Source organism: Kitasatospora sp. NPDC056076 (assembly GCF_042266305.1).
Lineage (GTDB): Bacteria > Actinomycetota > Actinomycetes > Streptomycetales > Streptomycetaceae > Kitasatospora.
The window spans coordinates 90198-109765 of record NZ_JBHJWG010000011.1 but is presented as its reverse complement, the minus strand read 5'-3'; the positions used below and the strand labels follow the sequence as shown (position 1 = coordinate 109765).

The following is a 19568-nucleotide window of genomic DNA, read 5'->3' as shown; positions in this document are numbered from 1 at the left end:
GCCGGCCCCCGGTCCGGCCGGCTCGCCGCCCCCCCGTGGGGTGGGGCCAGGGGGGGTGGGTGCCCGGTCCCCCCACCGCCCTCGGGCCCGTCGGGGCCCTCAGGACCGTCGGGGCCGTCCGGGGGCGGTGCGGGTGGCTCCAGCGCGGGCAGCGGGCGGGGTCCGCGCAGGCCGTGGTGGCGTTCCCGGAAGGGGCTGTCGGTCGCGGCCGGCGTGGTGGCGGCGGCCGTGGTGGCGACGGTGCTGATCGTCAACAACCAGGGCGGCAAGAACGAGGCCGTCCCGACCGCCAACGAGGTCGCCCTCCAGGCCCCGGCCGACCCCGGACCGGCGCCGTTCACCCCATCGGTGGAAACCCAGGGCATGAGCGCCCCGGCCCCCGCTCCCACCAGCACGGCGGCACAGCCGGGCGGCACCCCCAGAACCAGCTCCCCGGCCGTCCTGCACAGCGTGCAAGGCAACTCGGCGGGCCTGTACGGCGGGACGATGAGCCGGTCCAGCTGCGACACCGAACGGCTGATCGGCATGGTGTCCAGCGGTGACGCCGGACGGGCCTGGGCCTCGGCCGCGGGCATCGAACAGTCCGCGATCCCGTCCTACCTGCGCTCGCTGACCTCGGCCTACCTGCGGGTGGACACCCGGGTGACCAACCACAGCTACAAGAGCGGCGCCGTGGTGGAGTACCAGTCCGTGCTGCAGGCGGGCACGGCCGTCCTGGTGGACGCCCAGGGCGTGCCCCGGGTGCGCTGCGCCTGCGGCAACCCGTTGAAGCCGGCGGTGCTGGTGAGCAACGCCAAGTACACCGGGAAGGCCTGGACGGGCTTCGAGCCGACCACGCTGATCGTGGTGGTGCCGGCCCCGCAGCCGGTGACCGAGATCATCCTGGTGAACGTCGAGACGGGCGGCTGGTTCTCCCGGCTGACCGGTCGGATCGAGGTGGTGGACAAGCGCGTCGAGCCGCCGAAGCAACTGGTGCCGGGCATTCCGCCGCCCGTGCCGTGGAAGCCCACGTCGCCGACGGCGACGGCCTCGACCTCGGGCACGACCTCTTCGGGCGCGACGTCCAGCGGTGCGACCTCGTCCGGCGCCACCTCCTCCGGCGCCACCAGCTCGGGTGCCACCTCCTCCGGAGCGACCTCGTCCGGCGCGACGGCCTCGACCTCGGGCGCCACCAGCTCCGGTGCGACGTCCTCCGGCGCCACCTCCTCCGGAGCGACGTCCGGCGGTACGACGTCCTCCGGCGCCTCCACCGGTACGGGCTCAGCCGCGGCCACCTCGTCGACCACGTCGGGCAGGCCGTCCGAGAGCACCGCGACGACGCACTCCTCGTCCGCCTCGACGCTCAGCGAGGCACCGACCAGCAAGACCACCACGACCGGGACCGGCGCGACGGGCGAGGGCACCACGACCTCGACCGGCAGCACCTCGGCCGGTGCCACCTCGGCCGCCGCCCAGACGGCGACGCCACTCTGCAAGCAGCCGGGACCGACGGGCACGGTCACGCCCTGCCCGCCCGCGACCCCCTGATCCCACCGCCCCGCCGCCCACTGCCCCACCGCCCCGCCGCCACCGGCCGTCTCGAACGCCGGTGGCGGTGGCACATCTCAGGACAGCAGCACCTTCGCGTCGTCCGGGCCGAGCGGCCGCCCGTCCGCCGAGCGCACCTCCACCGGGGCGACCGGGGCGCCCGAGGCGCGGTCGACCAGCCGGGCCCGGGGCTCGCCCTCGACGAAGAACCAGTCGTCACCCCACTGCCGCAGCGCGGTGATCACCGGGAACAGCGCGCGGCCCTTCTCGGTGAGCAGGTACTCCTGGTAGGGGCTGCCGTCGGCGGCCGGGGCGAGTTCGAAGACGCCATTGGCGACCAGTTTGGTGAGCCGCGCCGACAGGATGTTCTTGGCCAGCCCCAGGTTCTTCTGGAACTGCCCGAAGCGGCGCAGCCCGTCGAAGGCGTCCCGGACGATCAGCAGCGTCCAGCCGTCGCCGACCACGTCGAGCGGGCGGGCGACCGGGCAGGTCGACTCCTCGTGCGTGGTGCGTTTCGGCACTCTTCCCACCTCTCGACCGGTCCGCGGCCAGCGTACCGCCGAACGTGTGGTTGCTTATTGAAACCAGGATATGCCAGGGTGACGCGGTAGCACTTTGAAACCACTGCTGCCCGTCGAGGGGTTCCCGCTCATGACCTCCCCCGCTCCCACCGGCCCACCCACCACCGACGCGACGCGCGCGGCCACGCCGCCGCGCGGCCTGTCACCGGCCGCGGCCTGGCTGCTCTCCGTCGCGTGCGGCCTGGCCGTCGCCAACGTCTACTACTCCCAGCCGCTGCTGGACCTGATCGCCCGGGACTACGGCATCGACCCGGCCACCATCGGCCTGGTCGGCACCCTCACCCAGGTCGGTTACGGGCTCGGCCTGCTGCTGCTCGTCCCGCTCGGCGACCACGTCGACCGCCGCGCCCTGACCACCGCCCAACTCGGCTTGTCCGTCCTCGCCCTGCTCGCCGTCGCCGTCGCACCCTCCGCTCCGCTGCTGCTGGCCGCGATGGCGGCCGTCGGGGTGCTGGCCGTCGTCGCCCAGGTCGTCGTCGCCCACTCCGCCTCGCTCGCCGCGCCCGGCGACCGGGGCCGGGTGGTCGGTACCGTCACCAGCGGCATCGTGGTCGGCATCCTGCTCGCGCGCACCGTCGCCGGGACGGTCGGCGACCTGGCCGGCTGGCGCGCCGTCTACCTCGCCTCCGCCGTCGCGACCGGCGCCATGGCCTTCGCCGTCGCGGCCGTCCTCCCGCCCGACCGCCGCGGCCCGACCGGGCGGATCCGCTACCTGCGGCTGGTCGGCTCGGTGTTCACGCTCTTCGCCGAGGAGCGCGTGCTGCGCGTGCGCGCCGTGCTCGCCCTGCTCACCTTCACCTCCGTCACCGTCCTGCTCACCCCGATGGTCCTCCCGCTCGCCGCACCGCCCTTCGAGCTCAGCCACACCCGGATCGGCCTGTTCGGACTGGCCGGAGCCGCCGGGGCACTCGGCGCCGGACGCGCGGGACGCCAGGCCGACCGCGGCCGCCGTCACGCCGAACGCACCGCTGGCCTCGGCCTGGTGGCCATGCTCGCCGCCTGGCTCCCGGCCGCGCTGCTGCCGCACTCGGTGTGGTGGCTGGTGCTCGCCGTGGTCGTCATCGACTACGGCCTCCAGTCCGTGCACGTGGTCAACCAGCACCTCCTCTACCAAGTCCGCCCCGAGGCCAGGAGCCGCCTGACCGCGGGCTACATGCTGCTGTACTCCGTCGGCTGCGGAGCGGGCGCGATCGCCTCCACCGTGGTGTACGACCACGGCGGCTGGAACGCCGTCTGCGCGCTCGGGGCCGCCACCAGCCTCGCCGCGCTCGCCTACTGGCGTGCCGGCAAGAACGGTTGACGATCGCTCACAGCCCGGGCAGCGACGCCTACGTCACCGGCGGCACCGGCTCCAGGACCTCGCGCAGGGCGCGGATCCCCCGGCGCCACTCCCCGTCGGAGTCCGACTCGTCCCACAGCTCGGCCAGTTCGGACTCCTCCGCGACCACCCGGTCCAGCGCCGCCACCGCCAGCGCGCGCAGCTCGACGGGCAGCTCGGGTATCGGCTCGGCCGGGCCGTAGGCCGTCGTCACCGCCCCGCTGCCCGGGCACTGGGCGGCGACCAGCGCCGCCGCCGCGACGGCCTCCACGCCCTCGTCGTCGTCCAGGTACTCCGGCCCGCGGGCGGCGCGCTCCAGCGCCGCCCGGACGAGGCCCGCGCGCTCGCCCGGCGCGGCGTCATCGAGGCCACCGGCGAAATCCGCCGCCGTGTCGTTGTCGAAAGGGCCGATGTCCCAGGTGCCCATGAGAATTCCCTCCGTGTTCGTGTGCAATGGATGCTGGCACGCCCCACTGACAATTCGCCCGGGCCCCGGAAATCCGCTGGTCAACCACGTGACGGTGCGGCAGGGTTCGCCCATGGACATTCAGGGACTGGACGAGGACGGGTACATCGCGCGGGAGGGCTCGCTGGAGCGCGTCCGGCCGGAGTTCGCGCCGGTGGTCGACGCCGCGCGGGCGCGGATCGCCGCCGCCTTCGGCCCGGACCGCCTGCACGGCGCCTACCTGTACGGCAGCATCCCGCGCGGCACCGCGCTCCCCGGCGTCTCCGACCTCGACCTGCTGCTCGCCCTGCACCGGGAGCCCACGCCCGACGACCGACGGGCGGCCGACGCCCTCGAGGCCGCCCTCGACGCGGACTTCCCGCAGGTCGACGGCGTCGGCGTGCTCCTGTTCGGCACCGGCACGCTGCTCAGCGAGCTGGAACGGCACGACCTGGGCTGGTTCGTCGCCTGCCTGTGCACCCCGCTGCTCGGCGAGGACCTCGCGGGGCGACTCCCCCGCTACCGTCCGGACTCCCTGCTCGCCCGCGAGACCAACGGCGACCTCGCGCTCGCCCTCCCCCGCTGGCGCGAGCGACTGGCCGCCGCCGATTCGGACGCCCGGCTCACCGCGCTGAGCCGCGCGGTCTCCCGTCGGCTCGTCCGCACCGGCTTCACCCTGGTCATGCCTCGCTGGGGCGGCTGGACCAGCGACCTCACCGTCTCCGCCGAGGCCTTCGCCGCCCACTACCCCGACCACGCGGACCGGATGCGCCTGGCCGCCGCCGTGGCCCGCACCCCCACCACCGACCGCGCGGTCCTGGCCGCCCTCATCGACGGGCTGGCCCCCTGGCTGGCCGCCGAGTACACCGCCGTCCACGGCGAGAAGGCCCCGCGCCCCTGACCGCCGTGCCGCCCGCACCCGGGCCATGATGCGCGGAGCAGCCCAAGGCAGGACACCACCGGACACGGAGCGAGCAGTGCTGAACCACCAGGACCACACGAACGGGGCGGAGCCGCGTGCCCTGCTGATCACCGGCACCGTCGGAGTCGGCAAGACCTCGGCCGCCGACGCGGTGGGCGACCTCCTCCAGGAAGCCGGTGTGCCGCACGCGGTCATGGACCTCGACCGGCTCTGCCAGGCGTGGCCCGCCCCCGAGGGCGACCCGTTCAACCTCGGTCTGCTGCTGCGCAACCTGCGCGCCCTGACCGCCAACTACCGGGACGCCGGGGTGCGCCGGTTCGTCCTGGCCGGGGTGGCCGAGAGCATCGCCGAGCGCGACGGCTACCGGGCCGCCCTCGGCATGCCGCTCCAGGTCTGCCGCCTGACGGCGGACCTCCCCGTCGTCCACGGCCGGCTCAGGCGCCGGCACGAGGCCGACAACGACCCCGGGTCCCTGCCCTGGCACCTGGAGCGCGCCGACGGGCTCCACCGGATCCTCGACCAGGCCGGCGTCGCGGACTTCACCGTCGACACCACCCGCCTGCCGCTCCCGGACGTCGCCTCCGCCGTGCTCAGGACGGCCGGTTGGGCCTGACCGCTCGGGCCTGACCCGAAGCACGACCCGACCCGACGCACGACCCGACCCGACGCACGACCCGACCCGACGCACGGTCCGACCAGACACCTGGCGCGTCCGGCGGGCGGCCCCGCCGGACGCTCGTACCGCGGGTCAGTCCACGCAGGGGATCCCGCCGGCCTTCACCGCCGGCCCCTGCATCGGCAGCCCGGCGGCCGGGTCGGCGGAGCCGTCGGCCGGCGCGGGGGCGCCCGAGGCGGTCGCGGCCGGGGTGGGGGTCGCGGTCCGGGTCCCGGCGAGGGTGACCAGGACGTGGCCCGCCGGGACGGCCGAGGACGGGACGGCGGTGACGCCGTACCGGGCGGCGACCGCCTGGGCGTCGGCCTTGGCGCCGGTGCCGTAGCTCACGGTGGTGGTGCGGATCCGCGCGGGCGCGTCACCGATCCGGCCGGCCTGGTAGCCGAGGTCGACCAGCGCCTTGGACTCGGTGGCGGCGGCGCCCGCGCCCGCCGTCGCGTTGACGTCGACCACCGACTTGGGCGCGGCGCTGGGCGAGGGCGAGGGCGGGGCCGTCTCGCCCGGGGCGCCGCCGGGGGCCGCGGCCGGGGCGGCGGGCGCCGGTTCGCGGTTGAAGAGCTGCCGGACGATCTTCTTGATCAGGTCCGGGTTGACGGTGTTGACCTCCTGCCCGCCGACGGTCTTGAACCCGGTGATGGGCAGGGTGTTGAACTCGACGTTGCCACCGGTGAGGTTGGGCGCCTGCTGGGCGAAGTCGAGGATGTTCCACTCGTTGTCGATCACGACGTCCTTCTTCACCACCCCGAACAGCTTCTGCATCTGTCCGAAGTCGTTGAGGATGCCCTGCTGCTTGAGCTTGTACTCGACGGAGGAGATGAACGCCTGCTGCCGGTGGGTGCGGTCGAGGTCGCCGTTGGTGAGGTGGTGGCGCTGGCGGACGAAGGACAGTGCCTGGGCGGCGTTCAACGAGCTGATCCCGGCGGGCAGTTTGAGGCCGGTGCCGCCGCCCTCGTGCGCGGCGGTCCGGGCGATGATCGGATCGTCGACCGGGTGGTTGAGGCAGACCTGGATCGGTTCCACGGCCTTGGCGATGTCGTAGAAGCCGATCAGGTTGACCTCGGCGAAGTGGTCGATCGGGACGTCCAGGAAGCTCTGCACCGTCTGGATCGTGGCCGAGCGGCCGGCCTCCCGGCTCTGCCGTTCCAGATCCGCCTTGGAGAGGCCCTTGCCCGCGAGCTTCGACTCGGCGGCCTCCTTGGCGATGCCGTAGGCCTCCTTGATCTTGTGCATCTTGCCGTCGGCGCCGACGGTCTGCACGTAGTCGTCACGCGGGACGGACAGCGCGGTGACCTTCCCGCCGTTGGCCGGGATGTGCAGCACGATCAGGGCGTTGGTGTTGTAGCCGCCGATCTCGCTGGAGCCGGCGTGCAGTTCGTCCTCGACGAACTGCTTGGGCAGGTCGTTGCCGTCCATGTCCTTGCGGCTGTCGAGGCCGATCAGCAGCAGGTTGACGGACTTGTCCAGGTGCGGCGGGGCGTTCTTCTTCGCCTCGTTCAACGCACCGGACTTGATCATGCCGTCGTCCAGGCTGCGGTACTCGTACCAGGTGAAGCCGCTGGCGCCGAGCACGGCGACCGAGACGGCGCAGGCCAGGGTGCGGCCGGCCACGGTCAGCGGGGCGGGCCCCCGACGGGCGGCGGAGCCACGGCGCGGGGCCCGGCCGCGCGGGCGCTCGGTGTGGTCGGTGCGGTTCGTGCGGTTGGTGCGGTCAGCCACGGCGGCCCCGTCCGCTCGGGGCTCCGGCCCTGGGGGGCCGGCGGCGGTCCAGCACCGCGCGCACCACGATCACCAGCAGCGCGACCGCCAGCGCCGTCGCCATCACCGGGAACGCCTCGACCACCCAGCGCACCGCGCCGGTGCCCAGGCCCTTGCCCCGGTACTTGTCGGGATCGGCCCCGTACTCGACGGCCGAGGCCGTCAGCAGCACCACCAGGGGGGTCCCGGTCAGCACCCACCAGCGGCCGCTCCGACTGCACAGCACGGCCGCGACGCCGGTGCCGAGCACCGCGCCGACCGCGAACAGGATGCCGACGCCGGGGCCGCCGAGTTCGTCGCCGATCCCGCCGAGCAGCGGCAGCCCGACCGCGGCGAGCGCCGCGACCGGTCCGCCGCGCCGACGGGCCTGCTGCCTGCGGCGCGAGGCCCCGGCACGCTGGGCGCGGGCCTGCCGCGACGGGTCGGGGTCACCGCCGGCCGCGCGGGAGCGCTGGGCGGGCACGGCGGGGTCCTCGATGCGAGGTCCCGCGTCCTGGTACGGCGTTCTCGCCCGCTGGCCGGCCATGCGCACTTCCCTCGATCGTTTCGGCTGCGGCGGCGAGACCACGCCGCCCCTCGTGCCGGGACGCCATCCGTCCGCTGGCAATTCCCGCCGTCTACAGGCCTGTAGAGGCTGGTCTGGAGCATACAAACCCATTTCAGCAAAGTCACTCGCCGCCGTTCCGCAGCGGCGGACCGCCCGGCCGGCCCTCGTTAGGATGACCATGATCCCCGCCACGTCGGCACACCAACAGGAACGCACCAGAGGAGTAGAGCGTCACCATGTTTGAAAGTCTTAAGAACATCGCGGACAAGGCCACCGACCTCGCCCGCGAGCACAGCGACGTGCTCGGGCAAGGCCTGGAGAAGGTCGGCGACGTGATCGACGACCGCACGGACGGCAAGTACAGCGGGCAGATCGACACCGGCGTCGAGAAGGCGAAGGACTTCCTGCGCAACCTCGACGGCGACGCGAAGTCCGCCGAGTAGGACCGGCCGGGCCTCCCGCGGGGCACGAGCGACCGTACGACGGTCGAACTGGATGACGGGCGAACGGGGAGGGCCGACGGCGGTGAGCGAGGAGCAGAAAGGTCCGCGCTGGGGGCGCTGGATCGTGATCGGCGTCCTGGCGGCGGCCGGGTGGGGCATCGTCCGCAGCGGCGGCCACGAGCCCGGGGCCGCTTCGGCGGCGCCCTCGTCCTCCGCCGCCGCCCCGTCGTCCGGCGCCTCCGGTTCGGCGGGCAGCGGGTCGGGGGCCGACGCGGGAGCCGGGTCGGGCGGGTCGGGCGGGTCGTCGGCGGCCCCGTCGAAGCCCTCCGGCCGCTACGAGCCCGCCGACTACGCGGCGCCGGTGCGCCAGTACGCGGCCGAGGCCGGGGTCAACCCCCAGTTGCTGATGGCGATCCTCTACAACGAGGCGTACAAGCCGCACGACCCGGACTTCGAGCGGGCCTGGCAGCGCGGCAAGCCGGACGCCGCCTTCGGCATCGCCAACATGCACCGCGCCGCCTTCGACGACACCAAGCCGGGCCGCCCGTTCGCCTCCCGCCGCTGGGAGGAGCTGCCGGACGACCGCAACCTGGCCGTCCAGGCAGCCGCCTGGCACCTCCACGACCTCGCCGAACAGCTCCCCGCCAAGGTGGGCGCCCCGCTGAACAAGGACGAGCTGCTCGCCCTCGGCTACAACGCCGGGGCGGGCAACATGCTCGCCTTCGCCCGGGGCGTCAGGATCGGCCCGCAGGCGCAGTCCTACCTGGACCGCCTGCACGACAACTGGGCGAAGTCCGGCGAGGCCGTGAAGTAGCGGTTGCGGCCGGTCAGTTCGCGCCGAGCTGGGTGGCCCACTTGGCGCGCCAGGCGAGCGCGTCGGCGACGCCCTCGGCCAGGGTGCGCCGCGGCGACCAGTCGAGCAGCTCGCGGGCGGCGTCGACGGAGGCGTAGCAGCCGATCACGTCGCCCGGGCGCGGGCCGGCCTCACGGACGTCGAGCTTGCCGCCGACGGCCTGCTCGAAGGCGGCGACCAGCTCACGGACGGTGGTGCCCTCGCCCGTCCCGACGTTGATCGCCCGGAAGCGGTCGGCGGCGTCGGGGGCGATCACCTCGTCGAACCGGAGCAGCGCCGCGACGTGGGCCTCCGCCAAGTCCTGCACGTGGACGTAGTCGCGGATGCCGGAGCCGTCCCGGGTCGGCCAGTCGACGCCGGTGACGGTGAACGGGGTGCCCTCGGTGTGGGCCTCGATCAGCTTGCCGAGGGCGTGGCTGGGGTTGAGGTTCTGCAGGCCGGTGCGCAGCCGGGAGTCGGCACCGACCGGGTTGAAGTACCGCAGGGTGATGACCCGCTGCCGCTCGGCGCCCTCGCCCCGGGTCCAGTCCTGGAGCACCTGCTCCATCATCAGCTTGGTGCGCGCGTACGGGCTGTTCGCCTCCAGCGCGGAGTCCTCGTCGACCCGGCCGTCCGGGGTGGGCGCGTAGATCGAGGCGGAGCTGCTGAACACCACCCGGGTGCAGCCGTGGCGTTGGAGGGCGTCGAGCAGCTCGACGGTCTTGGCGACGTTCTCCCGGTAGTAGAACAGCGGCTTGGCCACCGACTCCGGGACGACGATCCTGGCCGCGCAGTGCACGGTGGCGTCGATGTCCGGGTGTTCGGTGAAGATCCGGTCCAGCAGGGCGGCGTCGGCGATGTCGCCCCCGCAGAAGACGCGGTTCTCCACGAACTCGGCGCGGCCCTTGGACAGGTCGTCCAGGACGACCGGGGTGATGCCCCGGTCGAGCAGGACCGAGGCCACCGTGCTGCCGATGAAGCCGGCACCGCCGGTGATCAGGACCTTCCTCATGCGCGGATGCTCCCTTGCGATCGGCCGGGCGTCCGGTGACGCCCGGTGATCGCTCAGACGTGCTTCGTGCGCCGCCGGTTCCCGGTTTGCCGGGGTGGCACGGATCACGGGTCGCCGACGGCCGGCCGGGGCGGCGCCGCGCTCCGGCCCGTCAGCGGCGGGCGCGTCCGCGCAGCCAGAAGCCGGTGCCGACCAGCAGCACGGCCGCGGTGGCGGTGCCGATGGCGGCCCAGGTGGTGGCGTCGTCGGTGGTCTCGTGGGCGGGCGCGGCGGTGGTGGCCGCCGCGGCCACCACGGTCGGGCCCGCGGTGGGCGTGGCGCCGGAGGCTGTGGCGGAGGGTCCGGCGGAGGGCGCGGCGGAGGCCGAGGAGTGGGCGGAGGCGGCCGCGTCCAGCGGCACCGGGTCGCTGATCGCCGCCGCCTCGACGTCGAGTTCGCGCTCGCCGTGGCCCAAGGAGGGGAAGGCGCAGTCGACGGAGATCTTCCAGTGCCCGGCGGGCAGCAGCTCCCGGGTGGTGTACGTACCCGGGCGGCCCGGCACGGCGACCAGCCGCCAGGGGCCGACGGTCCGGCCGTCGGCGGCGGTCGCGGAGAGCGTGCCGGCGAACTCCTCGGTGACCGGGTCGTGGTCGTTCTCCCAGGTGGCGACGGTGCTGACCCGGCCGTTCTGCTGGCCGGTCACGTCCAGGTGGACGGTGTCCCCGTGGGCGGCGGCGGGTGCGGCGGTGGGCAGGACGGCGACGGCGGCGAGGGCGAGGGAGGCGAGCAGCGGGCGAGTGCGGGTTCGCATGTCGGGCGGTCCTCGGCGGTGGGGGTGAGGGTAGGTGGAGCGGCGGTGCCGGGTGCGGCCGCCATCCGGTGGTGGCGGCCGCACCCGCTGTGCGGGATCGTACGGGCCGTGCGGGATCGTACGGGGCCGTACGGGTAGTACGGGGTGGTGCGGGATCGTGCGGCCGTGCCGGGCTACGAGGTCTTCAGCAGCGACCAGTTCTGGTACGGCCGGCCGTTCGGCTGCTGCAACTCCAGCAGCCAACCACCGTAGTACCAACGGTCGCTGAGCCCGAGCACCAGGCCGGTCCCGTCGGCGGTGAGGGTGAACCCGCCCTCGGCGGCGTTGAGTTGCCACTTCTGCTCAGCGGTGTCGGAGCACGGCTGCTGCGCCACGTACTGCCCGGCCACCGGGGTGCCGCCGAGCTGCAGGCACTTGCCCGAGCGCGTGGACTTGATCCGCAGCGCACCGTTGCCGGCGTCCTCGAACTGCCACTTCTGGTTGGCGTAGCCGGTGCGCTGGTAACCGATCGCCACGGTGCCGTCGTTCATCGAGCTGCCCCACAGGTCGGCGGCCTGGCCGGTGAGGCCGTTGACCATGCTGTAGTGGGTGCCGGGCTGCGGGCGGCCGGTGTCGGCGAGGGTGCGGAAGTTCGCCGCGCGGCCGGGCTTGCCGACCGTTCCGGCGGCGTCGCGGACGGCGACGGCCACGGTGTAGCCGGTACCGGGGGCCAACCGGACCACGCCGACCACGGTCGAGCGGACGGTGCCGATGGTCCGGCCGTTCAGCTGGACGTCGTAACCGGCGGCGGCGGGAACGGGGTTCCAGCTCAGCACGACCGAGTTCTGGGTGATCTGACTGGTCGTCACGTCAGGACCGGCGCCACCCGGGGCCGGGGTCCTGGTCGGCGACGGGGAGCCGGTGGGCGTGGCGGTGGGACCGCCGGTCGGCGTCGGGGACGGCGAGGGCGTGCGGGTGGGCGTGCCCGTGGGGGTCGGACCCGTGCCGGTCGGGGTCGGGGTCGGCCCGGTGGCGGTCGGGGTCGGCGTGGGGTTCGGCCCGGTCCCGCCGCCGTTGCCCGCGATGAGGAAGCGGTTGTTCGCGACGTTCCAGTGCGTGGCCAGGTAACTGCCGGGTGCCGGCGAGGTGTTGTAGTAGTCGTCGTGGTTGCAGTCGAGCCGGTCGTCGTGCGCACGGTCCGGGCAGGCGATCCGCATCTGCGGGTAGTACGGGGCGTCCGAGTAGCACATGATGTCCCACTCGTCCGTGCAGTGACCGGCCTTGCTGGAGTTGGGCGCGCTGTTGTTCACCGCGCCCAGGTTGTGGCCGAGTTCGTGCGCGGCGGTGGTTCCGCTCCAGCAGCCGGAGTCGGTCCGGCCGTACGAGGGACCGAAGTTGCTGAGGTTGTCCTGGCCCGGGCGCTCGTCACCGGCGAAGGTGCCGATCCCGCAGTACACCTTGGCGTCGGTGAACATCATGTACTTGCGGTCCTTGCGGTTGAACCCCTGCGCGGCCAGGGCGCGGTTGCTCGCGTTGAAGTCCTGGATCTCGGAGTCGGAGATCTGCACGTTCAACACCGAGGCGGTGCAGTCGGGTTCGGTGACGAAGCGGACGTGCCGCACGCCGCCGGTCTCGGCGGCGCTGGCGTCGTAGATGACGTCGACGTCCGCGGCCCACTTCTTGAAGGAGGACAGGTACTGGGCGAACCGGTCGTTGCCGGGGGTGTGCACGTACACCACCTGGACGCGGTTGCCGCTGCTGCCGTCACCCTCGCAGACCAGGCCCGCTCCGGCGGCCGGGGCGGCCGCGGGCGGGGCGGCGTCCTGCGCTGCGGAGCCCTGGCCGGCCTCGCCGAGCAGCGCCTTCTGGGTGGCGTCGAGGACGGGCGCGCCGCCCTTCAACAGATCGGCCGTGGAGGGCGGTTGGGCGCCGGCGGGCGGAGTGAGCGCGGGTACCCGGGCGGCCGGGGCGGCGACCGGCGGAACGTCCTTGCGGATGTCCACGTCCTTGGGCGGCGCGTCCGGGCCGTGGCTGCACTGGGCGCTGCCGGTGACCTCCAGCATGTTGCCGCAGCGGTCACTGGTCGGCAGGGTCAGCCCCGCGTAGACCAGGCCGCGGTCGGGCTGGTCCTTGGGTATCGCCTTGGGCGGGGCGGCCTTCTCGTCCCGCTTCGGGGCGGGCGCCCTGGTGGCGCCCTCGGCGGTGCCCGTCTCGCCCGGGCCACCGTCGTCCGCGACCGCGTCGAGCGGCGCGTCCGCCGCCGTGACGGTGCTGCGCATCGCCCCGGGCTCCAGCGCGGTGCGCAGGCCCAGGGTGCCCGCGACCAGTCCGGCCGCGACCGCCACGGCGACCAGGGCGCTCCTGCGGGTGAACCTGCGGCGCCTGCGCCGGCGGAGTTCGCTGCTCCGGTGTCCCATCGCGTTCCTTTCCTCGTGCGACGGCCCGGACCCTGTGGTGAGGGGTCCGAACCTTCCGACACGAGGGAGAGCCGGTGGGACGGCGGGGAATAACAGAAACCTCTTGCGAAAGTCCCCGGCCCGTTCGAGGCGAGGCCGAGCGGACGGGGAACGGCAGACGGGGCCCGGCGGCCCGGGCGGCGAAGTGCCGGGGAGCGCACTCGGGGGGTACGCGCTCCCCGGCACGGGGTGGTGGCGGCCACCCGGCCGGAACCCTCGGGGTCTGCGCCCCGGCGGGCCGTGTCGAATGCTAGACCTCCCGCCGGGAGCTGGCCAGCGCCCCGAACGGGGAAGTTTCCGCCCCGGACATGCCATCGCCATACGCGATATGACGATCCGTCACTTGACTCACTACAGACGCCGGGCCGGCCCTCACCCCGGCCCTCACCCCGGCCCTCAGGCCGCGACCCCGACCCGGGCCGGACCACCGACCGCCGGTCCGCTCGCCACCCCCACCGCACCGCAACCGCCGTGCAACCGGGCCAGCCCGGCGGCGAGCACGGCCCGGTCCCCGGCGAGCCACACCCGCAGCGCGGCGGAGAGCGCGGCACTGGCCGGGCCCGCCGACGGGCCGCCGGTGCGCACCAGCCGCTCACCGAGCAACGGCAGCAGGTCCGCGACCGGCGCGGGCAGCCAGAGGGTGACCGCACAGGGCGCGGGCCGGGCCAGGACCCGCAGCAGCGGCAGCACCGAACCGTCGTCGTGCAGCGAGGGGATGACCTCCAGGAGCCCGTCGACCGCGACACCGGAGACGTCGCCGCCGTGGCCGCGCGCGAGGTCCCGCAGCAGCGCCCGCTCGGCGGCCGTGATCCGGACGGTCAGCATGACCTCGTCATCGCAGTCCATGGTCCCGTTCCCCTGTCGTGGAGTTGGTGGCGTCTGGAGGGTGGTGGAGCCCGGCGGGAGGTGCGGTCCGACGGGCGGTCCGGCCCGGCGGGCGGTCGAACCTCGCGGATCAATCGCGCGCCGAGGGCATTCCTGCCCCGCGACCGCCCTCCGCTACCGGCGTTATCAGGCCGTAGTGCCCGTCGTAGCGGCGGTAGAGCACCCGGGCGCGGCCGTCCTCGGGGCCGGTGTGGCAGACGAACGGGCGCCCGGTGAGCCAGAGCCGGCGGGCCGCCTCGGCGAGGTCGAGCACCGGCAGCGCGTCGCCGCCGGTGGGCCAGGGCTCGACCGCGCCGCTCAGCGGGCAGCGGTGGACCAGGCCGTCCCGTCCGGTGTCGGCGTCCAGGAACAGGTGGAACCGCCGGTCCAGGAGCAGCAGTTCGCGGGCCGCCTGCGCCTGGGTGCGGCGGGCGGGCACGACCGCCTTGTGCCGGGCGATCCGCCGCCGGGCGAGCGGCCGGTCGGCCCACTGCGGCCGGTAGGCGCTCTCGTGCACGGCGGCCAGACCGATGTCGCCCAGTTCGCGCAGCCGGGCCACCCGGCCGGCCAGGGTGCCGAGCACCAGGTCGACGGCCTCCCGGGCGGTGCCGGTGGCCAGCTGGACCCGGACCGGGCCGGTGCCGTCCAGCTCGACGTCGGCCTGGGCGAGCGCGGGCCGGGTGAGCATGCGGTCGCGGGCCCGGGTGAACCGCAGCCGCAGTCCGTGGACGTCGGGGCCCAGGAGCACCGCGGTGTCCTGCGCCCGGCTCCGGGCGTACTCGGCGTCCTCGCGCGGCAGCTCGCCGCGGATCTCCACCCGGACGTCGAGGGCGGGCCGGTGGCGCAGACGGGTCATCAGGTTCCTCCTTCTCCACCCACCATGCTGGCGTCCCCGCGACCGTGCGGCGAGGGTCCAAAGACCCTCCCGCCGGGGCCCGGTACGGGCCACCGCGTGGACGGCATCGACGCAGGTCAGGGCGACGGAAGCGGGCCGCTTCGACGCCGGGCGGAGGACCGGGCCGAGGGTCGGACGAAGGACCGGGCGAGGGCCGGGTGACGGACCGGGCCGAGGGCCGCCCCGGGGGCCGGGCGGCAGGCCTGACGGACGGACGGGCGCAGCGCCGACACGATGATCGTCCGTTGGAGTGATCCGGGCGCGTTCGGCGCAACGCCCGTCGCACCGGCGCGTTTCCCATGGCGTGCGCCCTCCGCCCCTGGCGCACGCGGGTTCCGCGCTCGCCGGCCCCCGCCACCCGGCCGGCCGGCCGGTGCCTTCCCCCGGTACCGCCCGCACCGGCCCCTCTGGTGAGAGGAAGTGTCATGACCCTGCCGACCAACGCCCTGCTGGCAGAGACACGGAAACGGATCGTCCCCCCGAGAACCACGCCACCCCCCGCACCCGCCACCCGAGCCGCCGTCCCGCCGCTCGCCCCCGGCGCCCTGCCCGGCCTCGGCCACGCGGCCGCCCTGCTGCGCGACCCGCTCGGCTTCCTCGGCTCGCTGGCCCGCCACGGCGGCGTGGTCCGCATCCGGCTCGGGCCCCGAACCGTCTGCGTGGTGACCGACGCCCGGCTGGTCCACACCCTGCTCGTCGCCCTCGCCCACGACTGCCCGCGCGGCGCCGTCCAGGACACCCTCAGGACCGCCTTCGGCGACGGCCTGCTGATGTCCGAGGGACAGGCGCACCGCGACCGCCGCCGGATCATCCAACCCGCCTTCGCCCCCGACCGGACGGCCGGCTACCTGGCCGTGATGCACCAGGTCACCGAGGAACGGGCCGGCCGCTGGCGCCCCGGCCAAGTCCTCGACGTGGCCAAGGAGATGAACCACCTCGCGCTGGAGATCGTCACCCGCTCGCTGTTCGACGCCCGGCTCAGCGAGGACGCCACCCTCGCCTTCCACCGGGCACTGCCCGACCTGGTGAAGGGCCAGATCGTCCAGTCCCTCTACCCTCACCCCGCCCTCGCCCGGCTCCCGCTGCCCGTCAACCGGCGCTTCGACGCCGCCGTCCGGGTGCTCAACCGGGTGGTCGACCAGGCCGTCAACGGCCGCCCCGGACGCGCCCGGCCGGACCAGCGCGGCGGCACCCTGCCGGCCCTGCTGCGCGCCGCCACCGACCCGGCCACCGGCCGTCCGCTCACCGAGGCCGACGTCCGCTCCGAGGCCATCACCATGTTCGGCGCCGGCACCGAGACCGTCTCCACCACGCTCACCTGGCTGCTCGACGAACTCCTGCGCCACCCCGAGGTGGAGGCCCGGGTCCTGGCCGAACTGGACGAGCACCTGCCCGCCGGCACCACCCCCACCCCCGAGGCGCTCGCCCGGCTCACGTACACCCGCGGCGTCACCCAGGAGGTGGTGCGGCTGCACGCCCCCAACGCCTTCCTGATGCGCACCGCCCGGGTGCCCGTCGACCTCGGCCCGTACCGGATCCCGGCCGGGACAGAGCTGCTGTACAGCCTCACCGCGCTGCACCGCGACCCGCTGAGCTACGACGACCCGTCGAGCTTCCGGCCCGAGCGCTGGCAGGACGGCGGCGGGCTCGGGCGGCCGTCCTTCCTGCCCTTCGGGGCGGGCAAGCACAAGTGCATCGGCGAGGCCTTCGCCTGGGCCGAGCTGACCGTCGCGGCCGCCGCGATCCTGCGCCGCTGGCGGCCGGTGGCGGTGCCGGGGTCGCGGGCCCGGGAGGTGGTGTGGACCACCGTCCAGGCCCACGGCCTGCGGGTCCGGCTGGTGCCGCGCGGCTCCGCCGTACCGAGCGCCGCCGCCTCCGCCCCGGCAGGGCGGGACGTGGCGGCGGACGCTGCGGTCACCGCAAGCACCACAGGCCTCGCACCGGCCGGGGCCGGCACGGACCGGCCGCACTCCGCCGACTGTCCGCTCACCGGCACCGCGGCCCGCCCCGGCGCGCCCGCCGCCGTACCCCTCCCCCGGCCGCCCGCCGAACTGCGCGCCGCCGCCGACCGGCACGCCGACTGGGCGGTCCGCCACGGCCTGCTCGCCCCCACCGAGCTCCCCGACTACCGGGCCTACGCCCTGCACGAGCTGATCGGCCACGCCTTCCCCCGCGCCCGGGGCACCGACCTGGACCTGCTGGTGGACATGCTGGGCTGGTTCACCGTCCTGGACGACCGCTTCGACGGCCCGCCCGGGCGCCGGCCCGCCGAGGCCCACGCGCTGGTCGACCCGCTGATCTCCGCCCTCGACGGCGACGCCCGCCCCGCGGCACCGGGCGACCTGCTGCTCACCGCCTGGCAGGAGCTCTGGGACCGTCAGCGCCGGTCCACCTCCCCCGACTGGCGCGCCCGGGCGGCCCGCGAGTGGCGCGCCTGCCTGGCCACCTTCCCCGCCGAGGCCGAACACCGCGCCCGCGGCACCGTTCCCGCCCTGGGCCTCGGCCTGGCCGACACCATGCGGCTGCGCCGCCACGGCAGCTGCGTCTACCCGTTCATGAACATACTGGAACGGGTCCACGGCGCCGACGCCCCCGCCGCCCTGCACGCGGAACCCGCACTGCACCGCCTGCGCGCCAACACCGCCGACGCCGCGACGCTGATCAACGACCTCTACTCGCTGGAGCGGGAGGAACGGCAGAGCGCCGCCGCGTTCAACACCGTCCTCACCCTCCAGCGGGTCCGCGGCTGCACCCGCAGCCGGGCCGTGCGCGCGGTGCGCACCCGGGTCGGCACCCTGCACCGGGAGAACGAGCGGCTGCGCCGCGACCTGGGCCGCCGCCACCCGGCGGGGCGCTGGTACCTGGACGGCACCCGGGAGTTGGTGGCCGGCGTCCAGGCCTGGACCAGCACCAGCGACCGCTACCTGGTACGGGGCGACCGCGCTCGCTGACGGGCGTCGCGGCCGGGCGTCGCGGCCGGGCGTCGCAGCCGGGCGTCGCAGCCGGGCCGGACGGCTACTTGCGGTCGCCGAGGGCGAACAGCAGCAGGACGAAGCCCGCGAACAGGTGGGTGGCGAAGATGTAGATGCCGGCGCGGATCAGCATCGCCTTGCGGCGGCGCTTCTCCTCGCCGGTGCTGTCGGCACTGTTGGCGCTGTCGCCCATCGGGCTGTTCTCCTCGGGTCGGTCACGGTCACGGTCGCCCGCCGGTGGGCGCGAAGCTGCCGGCTGCGGACTCAGCGGGGCGACCGGCCACCGGCGGCGCGCAGCTCGGTGAGCAGCGCCCCCTGGTCGGTGATCAGCTCGGTCAGGATCCGCCGCGCCGCGCTGAGCAGCTCGGCGACGTCCGGGGTGCTGAGCGCGTACACCACCGTGTTGCCCTCGCGGGTGGCCGTGACCAGCTGGGTGCGGCGCAGCACCGCGAGCTGCTGGGAGAGGTTGGACGGCTCGATCCCGATCTCCGCCAGCAGCTCTCGCACCGGCCGGGGGCCGTCCTGGAGCAGTTCCAGGACCCGGATCCGGACGGGGTGGCCGAGGGTGCGGAAGAACTCCGCCTTCGCCTGGTACAGCGGGACCGGCATGGCCCGTTCCCTCCCTCGATCCGGCTCGGTGGCGGCCTGGTCGCCCGGCCGGGCGGGGTCCGTGCCACGGCCGGTAGGCATCATCGCCACAGATGAAGATTTCTTCAAGTCGTCACAGTGGAAGGTGACCTCTCCCACATCGACGGCCGGATCGGGACGGCGAAGGGCCGGACCCGGGACGCTGCCAACTCCCGGGCCCGGCAGTCTGGGTGACGAGCCGTCAGCAGCCTACAGGCACATCGACGGTGACCGGGGCCGGTCCCCGCAAGCTCCCCTCCACCGAGAAGGAGGCGTGCACGACCGACCCGCGGGGCACGGTGGCACCGACCCCGTCCACCCGGACCGTGCTGACCCTGAACTCGGTGCGCCCGGCCGCCGCACCGAGCGGGCCGACGCCGGCCAGATCGGCCGACAGCCGGGTGACCAGCGCCTGCGGCGCCGGCGGCCACGGCGTTCCCGGCGAGGGCGGGCCGGCCAGCCCGATCAGGCCGTACAGCACGACGGCGTCACCGGTGACGTCCGCGCAGACCCTGGTGGACAGTCCGGCCTGGAGGCCGGAGTGCCCGCAGGTGGTGACGGTGGCGGACTCCTGCCCGGCGGCGGCCGCCGGCAGCGGCGCGCCCAGCAGCGCGACGGCACCGGCCGCGCCTGCCGCGATCCGGGTGATGCGGGTAGCGCGGGTGATGCGGTTCATGGCTCCTCCTTCGGAGGGTGTGAGGAATGAACGCGTGGGACGGGGATCGAGCAGTGTGTCATGGCACATGTGACATTTCATGCGTGCCTTGACTGCAACTCTGCCATGCGATTCAAACCCCCAAGTGCCACTTCCCCTTCGAACCCATGCCTCCGACCGAAAGCACGCCTACGATGGCGCGTTCCCATTCGGCAAGGCGAACCCCCGCACCTCGCCGGGCGTCGGCCTGTTGAACCCAGGATGAACCGTTGGCC

General features: G+C 74.6%; 19 protein-coding genes. 7 read left to right on the top strand and 12 right to left on the bottom strand.

Going from position 1 to position 19568, the window contains the following annotated elements; genetic code table 11:
- Positions 1–228: 228 nt before the first annotated feature.
- The gene (locus ACFC1T_RS11980) at positions 229–1527 is read left to right on the top strand and encodes a DUF6777 domain-containing protein (RefSeq protein ID WP_375886886.1); all 1299 of its coding nucleotides are present in this window, start codon (positions 229–231) and stop codon (positions 1525–1527) included.
- A 77-nt stretch (positions 1528–1604) separates the two neighbouring features.
- Here the strand turns inward: ACFC1T_RS11980 and ACFC1T_RS11975 are convergent, their stop codons facing one another.
- Positions 1605–2048, bottom strand: a complete 444-nt coding sequence (locus ACFC1T_RS11975) for a winged helix-turn-helix transcriptional regulator (protein WP_375886884.1) — start codon at positions 2046–2048, stop codon at positions 1605–1607.
- Between the two features lie 130 nt (positions 2049–2178).
- On the opposite strand from ACFC1T_RS11975, the gene ACFC1T_RS11970 reads away from it, so the two are divergent.
- The gene (locus tag ACFC1T_RS11970; RefSeq protein WP_375886882.1) at positions 2179–3408 is read left to right on the top strand and encodes an MFS transporter; all 1230 of its coding nucleotides are present in this window, start codon (positions 2179–2181) and stop codon (positions 3406–3408) included.
- Positions 3409–3436: 28 nt separating this feature from the next.
- Here ACFC1T_RS11970 and ACFC1T_RS11965 read toward each other — a convergent pair whose 3' ends face one another.
- Positions 3437–3853: a DUF4259 domain-containing protein gene (locus tag ACFC1T_RS11965; protein WP_375886879.1), complete on the bottom strand. Its 417-nt coding sequence runs from the start codon at positions 3851–3853 to the stop codon at positions 3437–3439.
- A gap of 112 nt (positions 3854–3965) precedes the next feature.
- On the opposite strand from ACFC1T_RS11965, the gene ACFC1T_RS11960 reads away from it, so the two are divergent.
- A complete protein-coding gene (locus ACFC1T_RS11960; RefSeq protein WP_375886877.1) occupies positions 3966–4772 on the top strand; it encodes a nucleotidyltransferase domain-containing protein in 807 nt (268 codons plus the stop codon).
- A gap of 76 nt (positions 4773–4848) precedes the next feature.
- Positions 4849–5406: a hypothetical protein gene (locus ACFC1T_RS11955; protein ID WP_375886874.1), complete on the top strand. Its 558-nt coding sequence runs from the start codon at positions 4849–4851 to the stop codon at positions 5404–5406.
- Between the two features lie 135 nt (positions 5407–5541).
- Here ACFC1T_RS11955 and ACFC1T_RS11950 read toward each other — a convergent pair whose 3' ends face one another.
- Together ACFC1T_RS11950 and ACFC1T_RS11945 are read right to left on the bottom strand one after the other, a co-directional pair.
- Entirely contained in the window at positions 5542–7182 is a 1641-nt protein-coding gene (locus ACFC1T_RS11950) for an LCP family protein (RefSeq protein ID WP_375886872.1), read from the bottom strand.
- Entirely contained in the window at positions 7175–7747 is a 573-nt protein-coding gene (locus ACFC1T_RS11945) for a DUF6542 domain-containing protein (RefSeq protein ID WP_375886871.1), read from the bottom strand. The genes ACFC1T_RS11950 and ACFC1T_RS11945 overlap by 8 nt, the downstream gene beginning before the upstream one ends.
- 257 nt (positions 7748–8004) lie before the next feature.
- Between ACFC1T_RS11945 and ACFC1T_RS11940 the strand changes: the two genes are divergently transcribed.
- Together ACFC1T_RS11940 and ACFC1T_RS11935 are read left to right on the top strand one after the other, a co-directional pair.
- Complete coding sequence (locus tag ACFC1T_RS11940; RefSeq protein WP_360240392.1) at positions 8005–8211, top strand: antitoxin; 207 nt, start codon at positions 8005–8007, stop codon at positions 8209–8211.
- 82 nt (positions 8212–8293) lie between these two features.
- A complete protein-coding gene (locus ACFC1T_RS11935) occupies positions 8294–9025 on the top strand; it encodes a lytic transglycosylase domain-containing protein (RefSeq protein WP_375886868.1) in 732 nt (243 codons plus the stop codon).
- Positions 9026–9038: 13 nt separating this feature from the next.
- Here ACFC1T_RS11935 and galE read toward each other — a convergent pair whose 3' ends face one another.
- From galE to ACFC1T_RS11910, 5 genes are all read right to left on the bottom strand, one after another.
- Positions 9039–10055, bottom strand: a complete 1017-nt coding sequence (galE, locus tag ACFC1T_RS11930) for a UDP-glucose 4-epimerase GalE (protein WP_375886865.1) — start codon at positions 10053–10055, stop codon at positions 9039–9041.
- A 151-nt stretch (positions 10056–10206) separates the two neighbouring features.
- Positions 10207–10845: a hypothetical protein gene (locus ACFC1T_RS11925; RefSeq protein WP_375886862.1), complete on the bottom strand. Its 639-nt coding sequence runs from the start codon at positions 10843–10845 to the stop codon at positions 10207–10209.
- Between the two features lie 173 nt (positions 10846–11018).
- Positions 11019–13241 (bottom strand): RICIN domain-containing protein, encoded by a 2223-nt coding sequence (locus ACFC1T_RS11920; RefSeq protein ID WP_375886860.1) that lies wholly within the window; start codon positions 13239–13241, stop codon positions 11019–11021.
- A 435-nt stretch (positions 13242–13676) separates the two neighbouring features.
- Positions 13677–14126, bottom strand: a complete 450-nt coding sequence (locus ACFC1T_RS11915; RefSeq protein ID WP_375886857.1) for a hypothetical protein — start codon at positions 14124–14126, stop codon at positions 13677–13679.
- 109 nt (positions 14127–14235) lie between these two features.
- A complete protein-coding gene (locus tag ACFC1T_RS11910; protein WP_375886855.1) occupies positions 14236–15000 on the bottom strand; it encodes a sigma 54 modulation/S30EA ribosomal C-terminal domain-containing protein in 765 nt (254 codons plus the stop codon).
- 464 nt (positions 15001–15464) lie between these two features.
- On the opposite strand from ACFC1T_RS11910, the gene ACFC1T_RS11905 reads away from it, so the two are divergent.
- Positions 15465–17990 (top strand): cytochrome P450, encoded by a 2526-nt coding sequence (locus ACFC1T_RS11905; RefSeq protein ID WP_375886852.1) that lies wholly within the window; start codon positions 15465–15467, stop codon positions 17988–17990.
- 64 nt (positions 17991–18054) lie between these two features.
- Here ACFC1T_RS11905 and ACFC1T_RS11900 read toward each other — a convergent pair whose 3' ends face one another.
- The 3 genes from ACFC1T_RS11900 to ACFC1T_RS11890 all read right to left on the bottom strand — a co-directional run bounded on the left by ACFC1T_RS11900 (position 18055) and on the right by ACFC1T_RS11890 (position 19314).
- Positions 18055–18204: a DUF6126 family protein gene (locus tag ACFC1T_RS11900; protein WP_375886849.1), complete on the bottom strand. Its 150-nt coding sequence runs from the start codon at positions 18202–18204 to the stop codon at positions 18055–18057.
- A gap of 71 nt (positions 18205–18275) precedes the next feature.
- Positions 18276–18620, bottom strand: coding sequence for an ArsR/SmtB family transcription factor (locus ACFC1T_RS11895; protein WP_375886846.1), 345 nt, complete (start codon positions 18618–18620; stop codon positions 18276–18278).
- A gap of 220 nt (positions 18621–18840) precedes the next feature.
- Entirely contained in the window at positions 18841–19314 is a 474-nt protein-coding gene (locus tag ACFC1T_RS11890; protein WP_375886843.1) for a hypothetical protein, read from the bottom strand.
- Between the last annotated feature and the right edge of the window lie 254 nt (positions 19315–19568).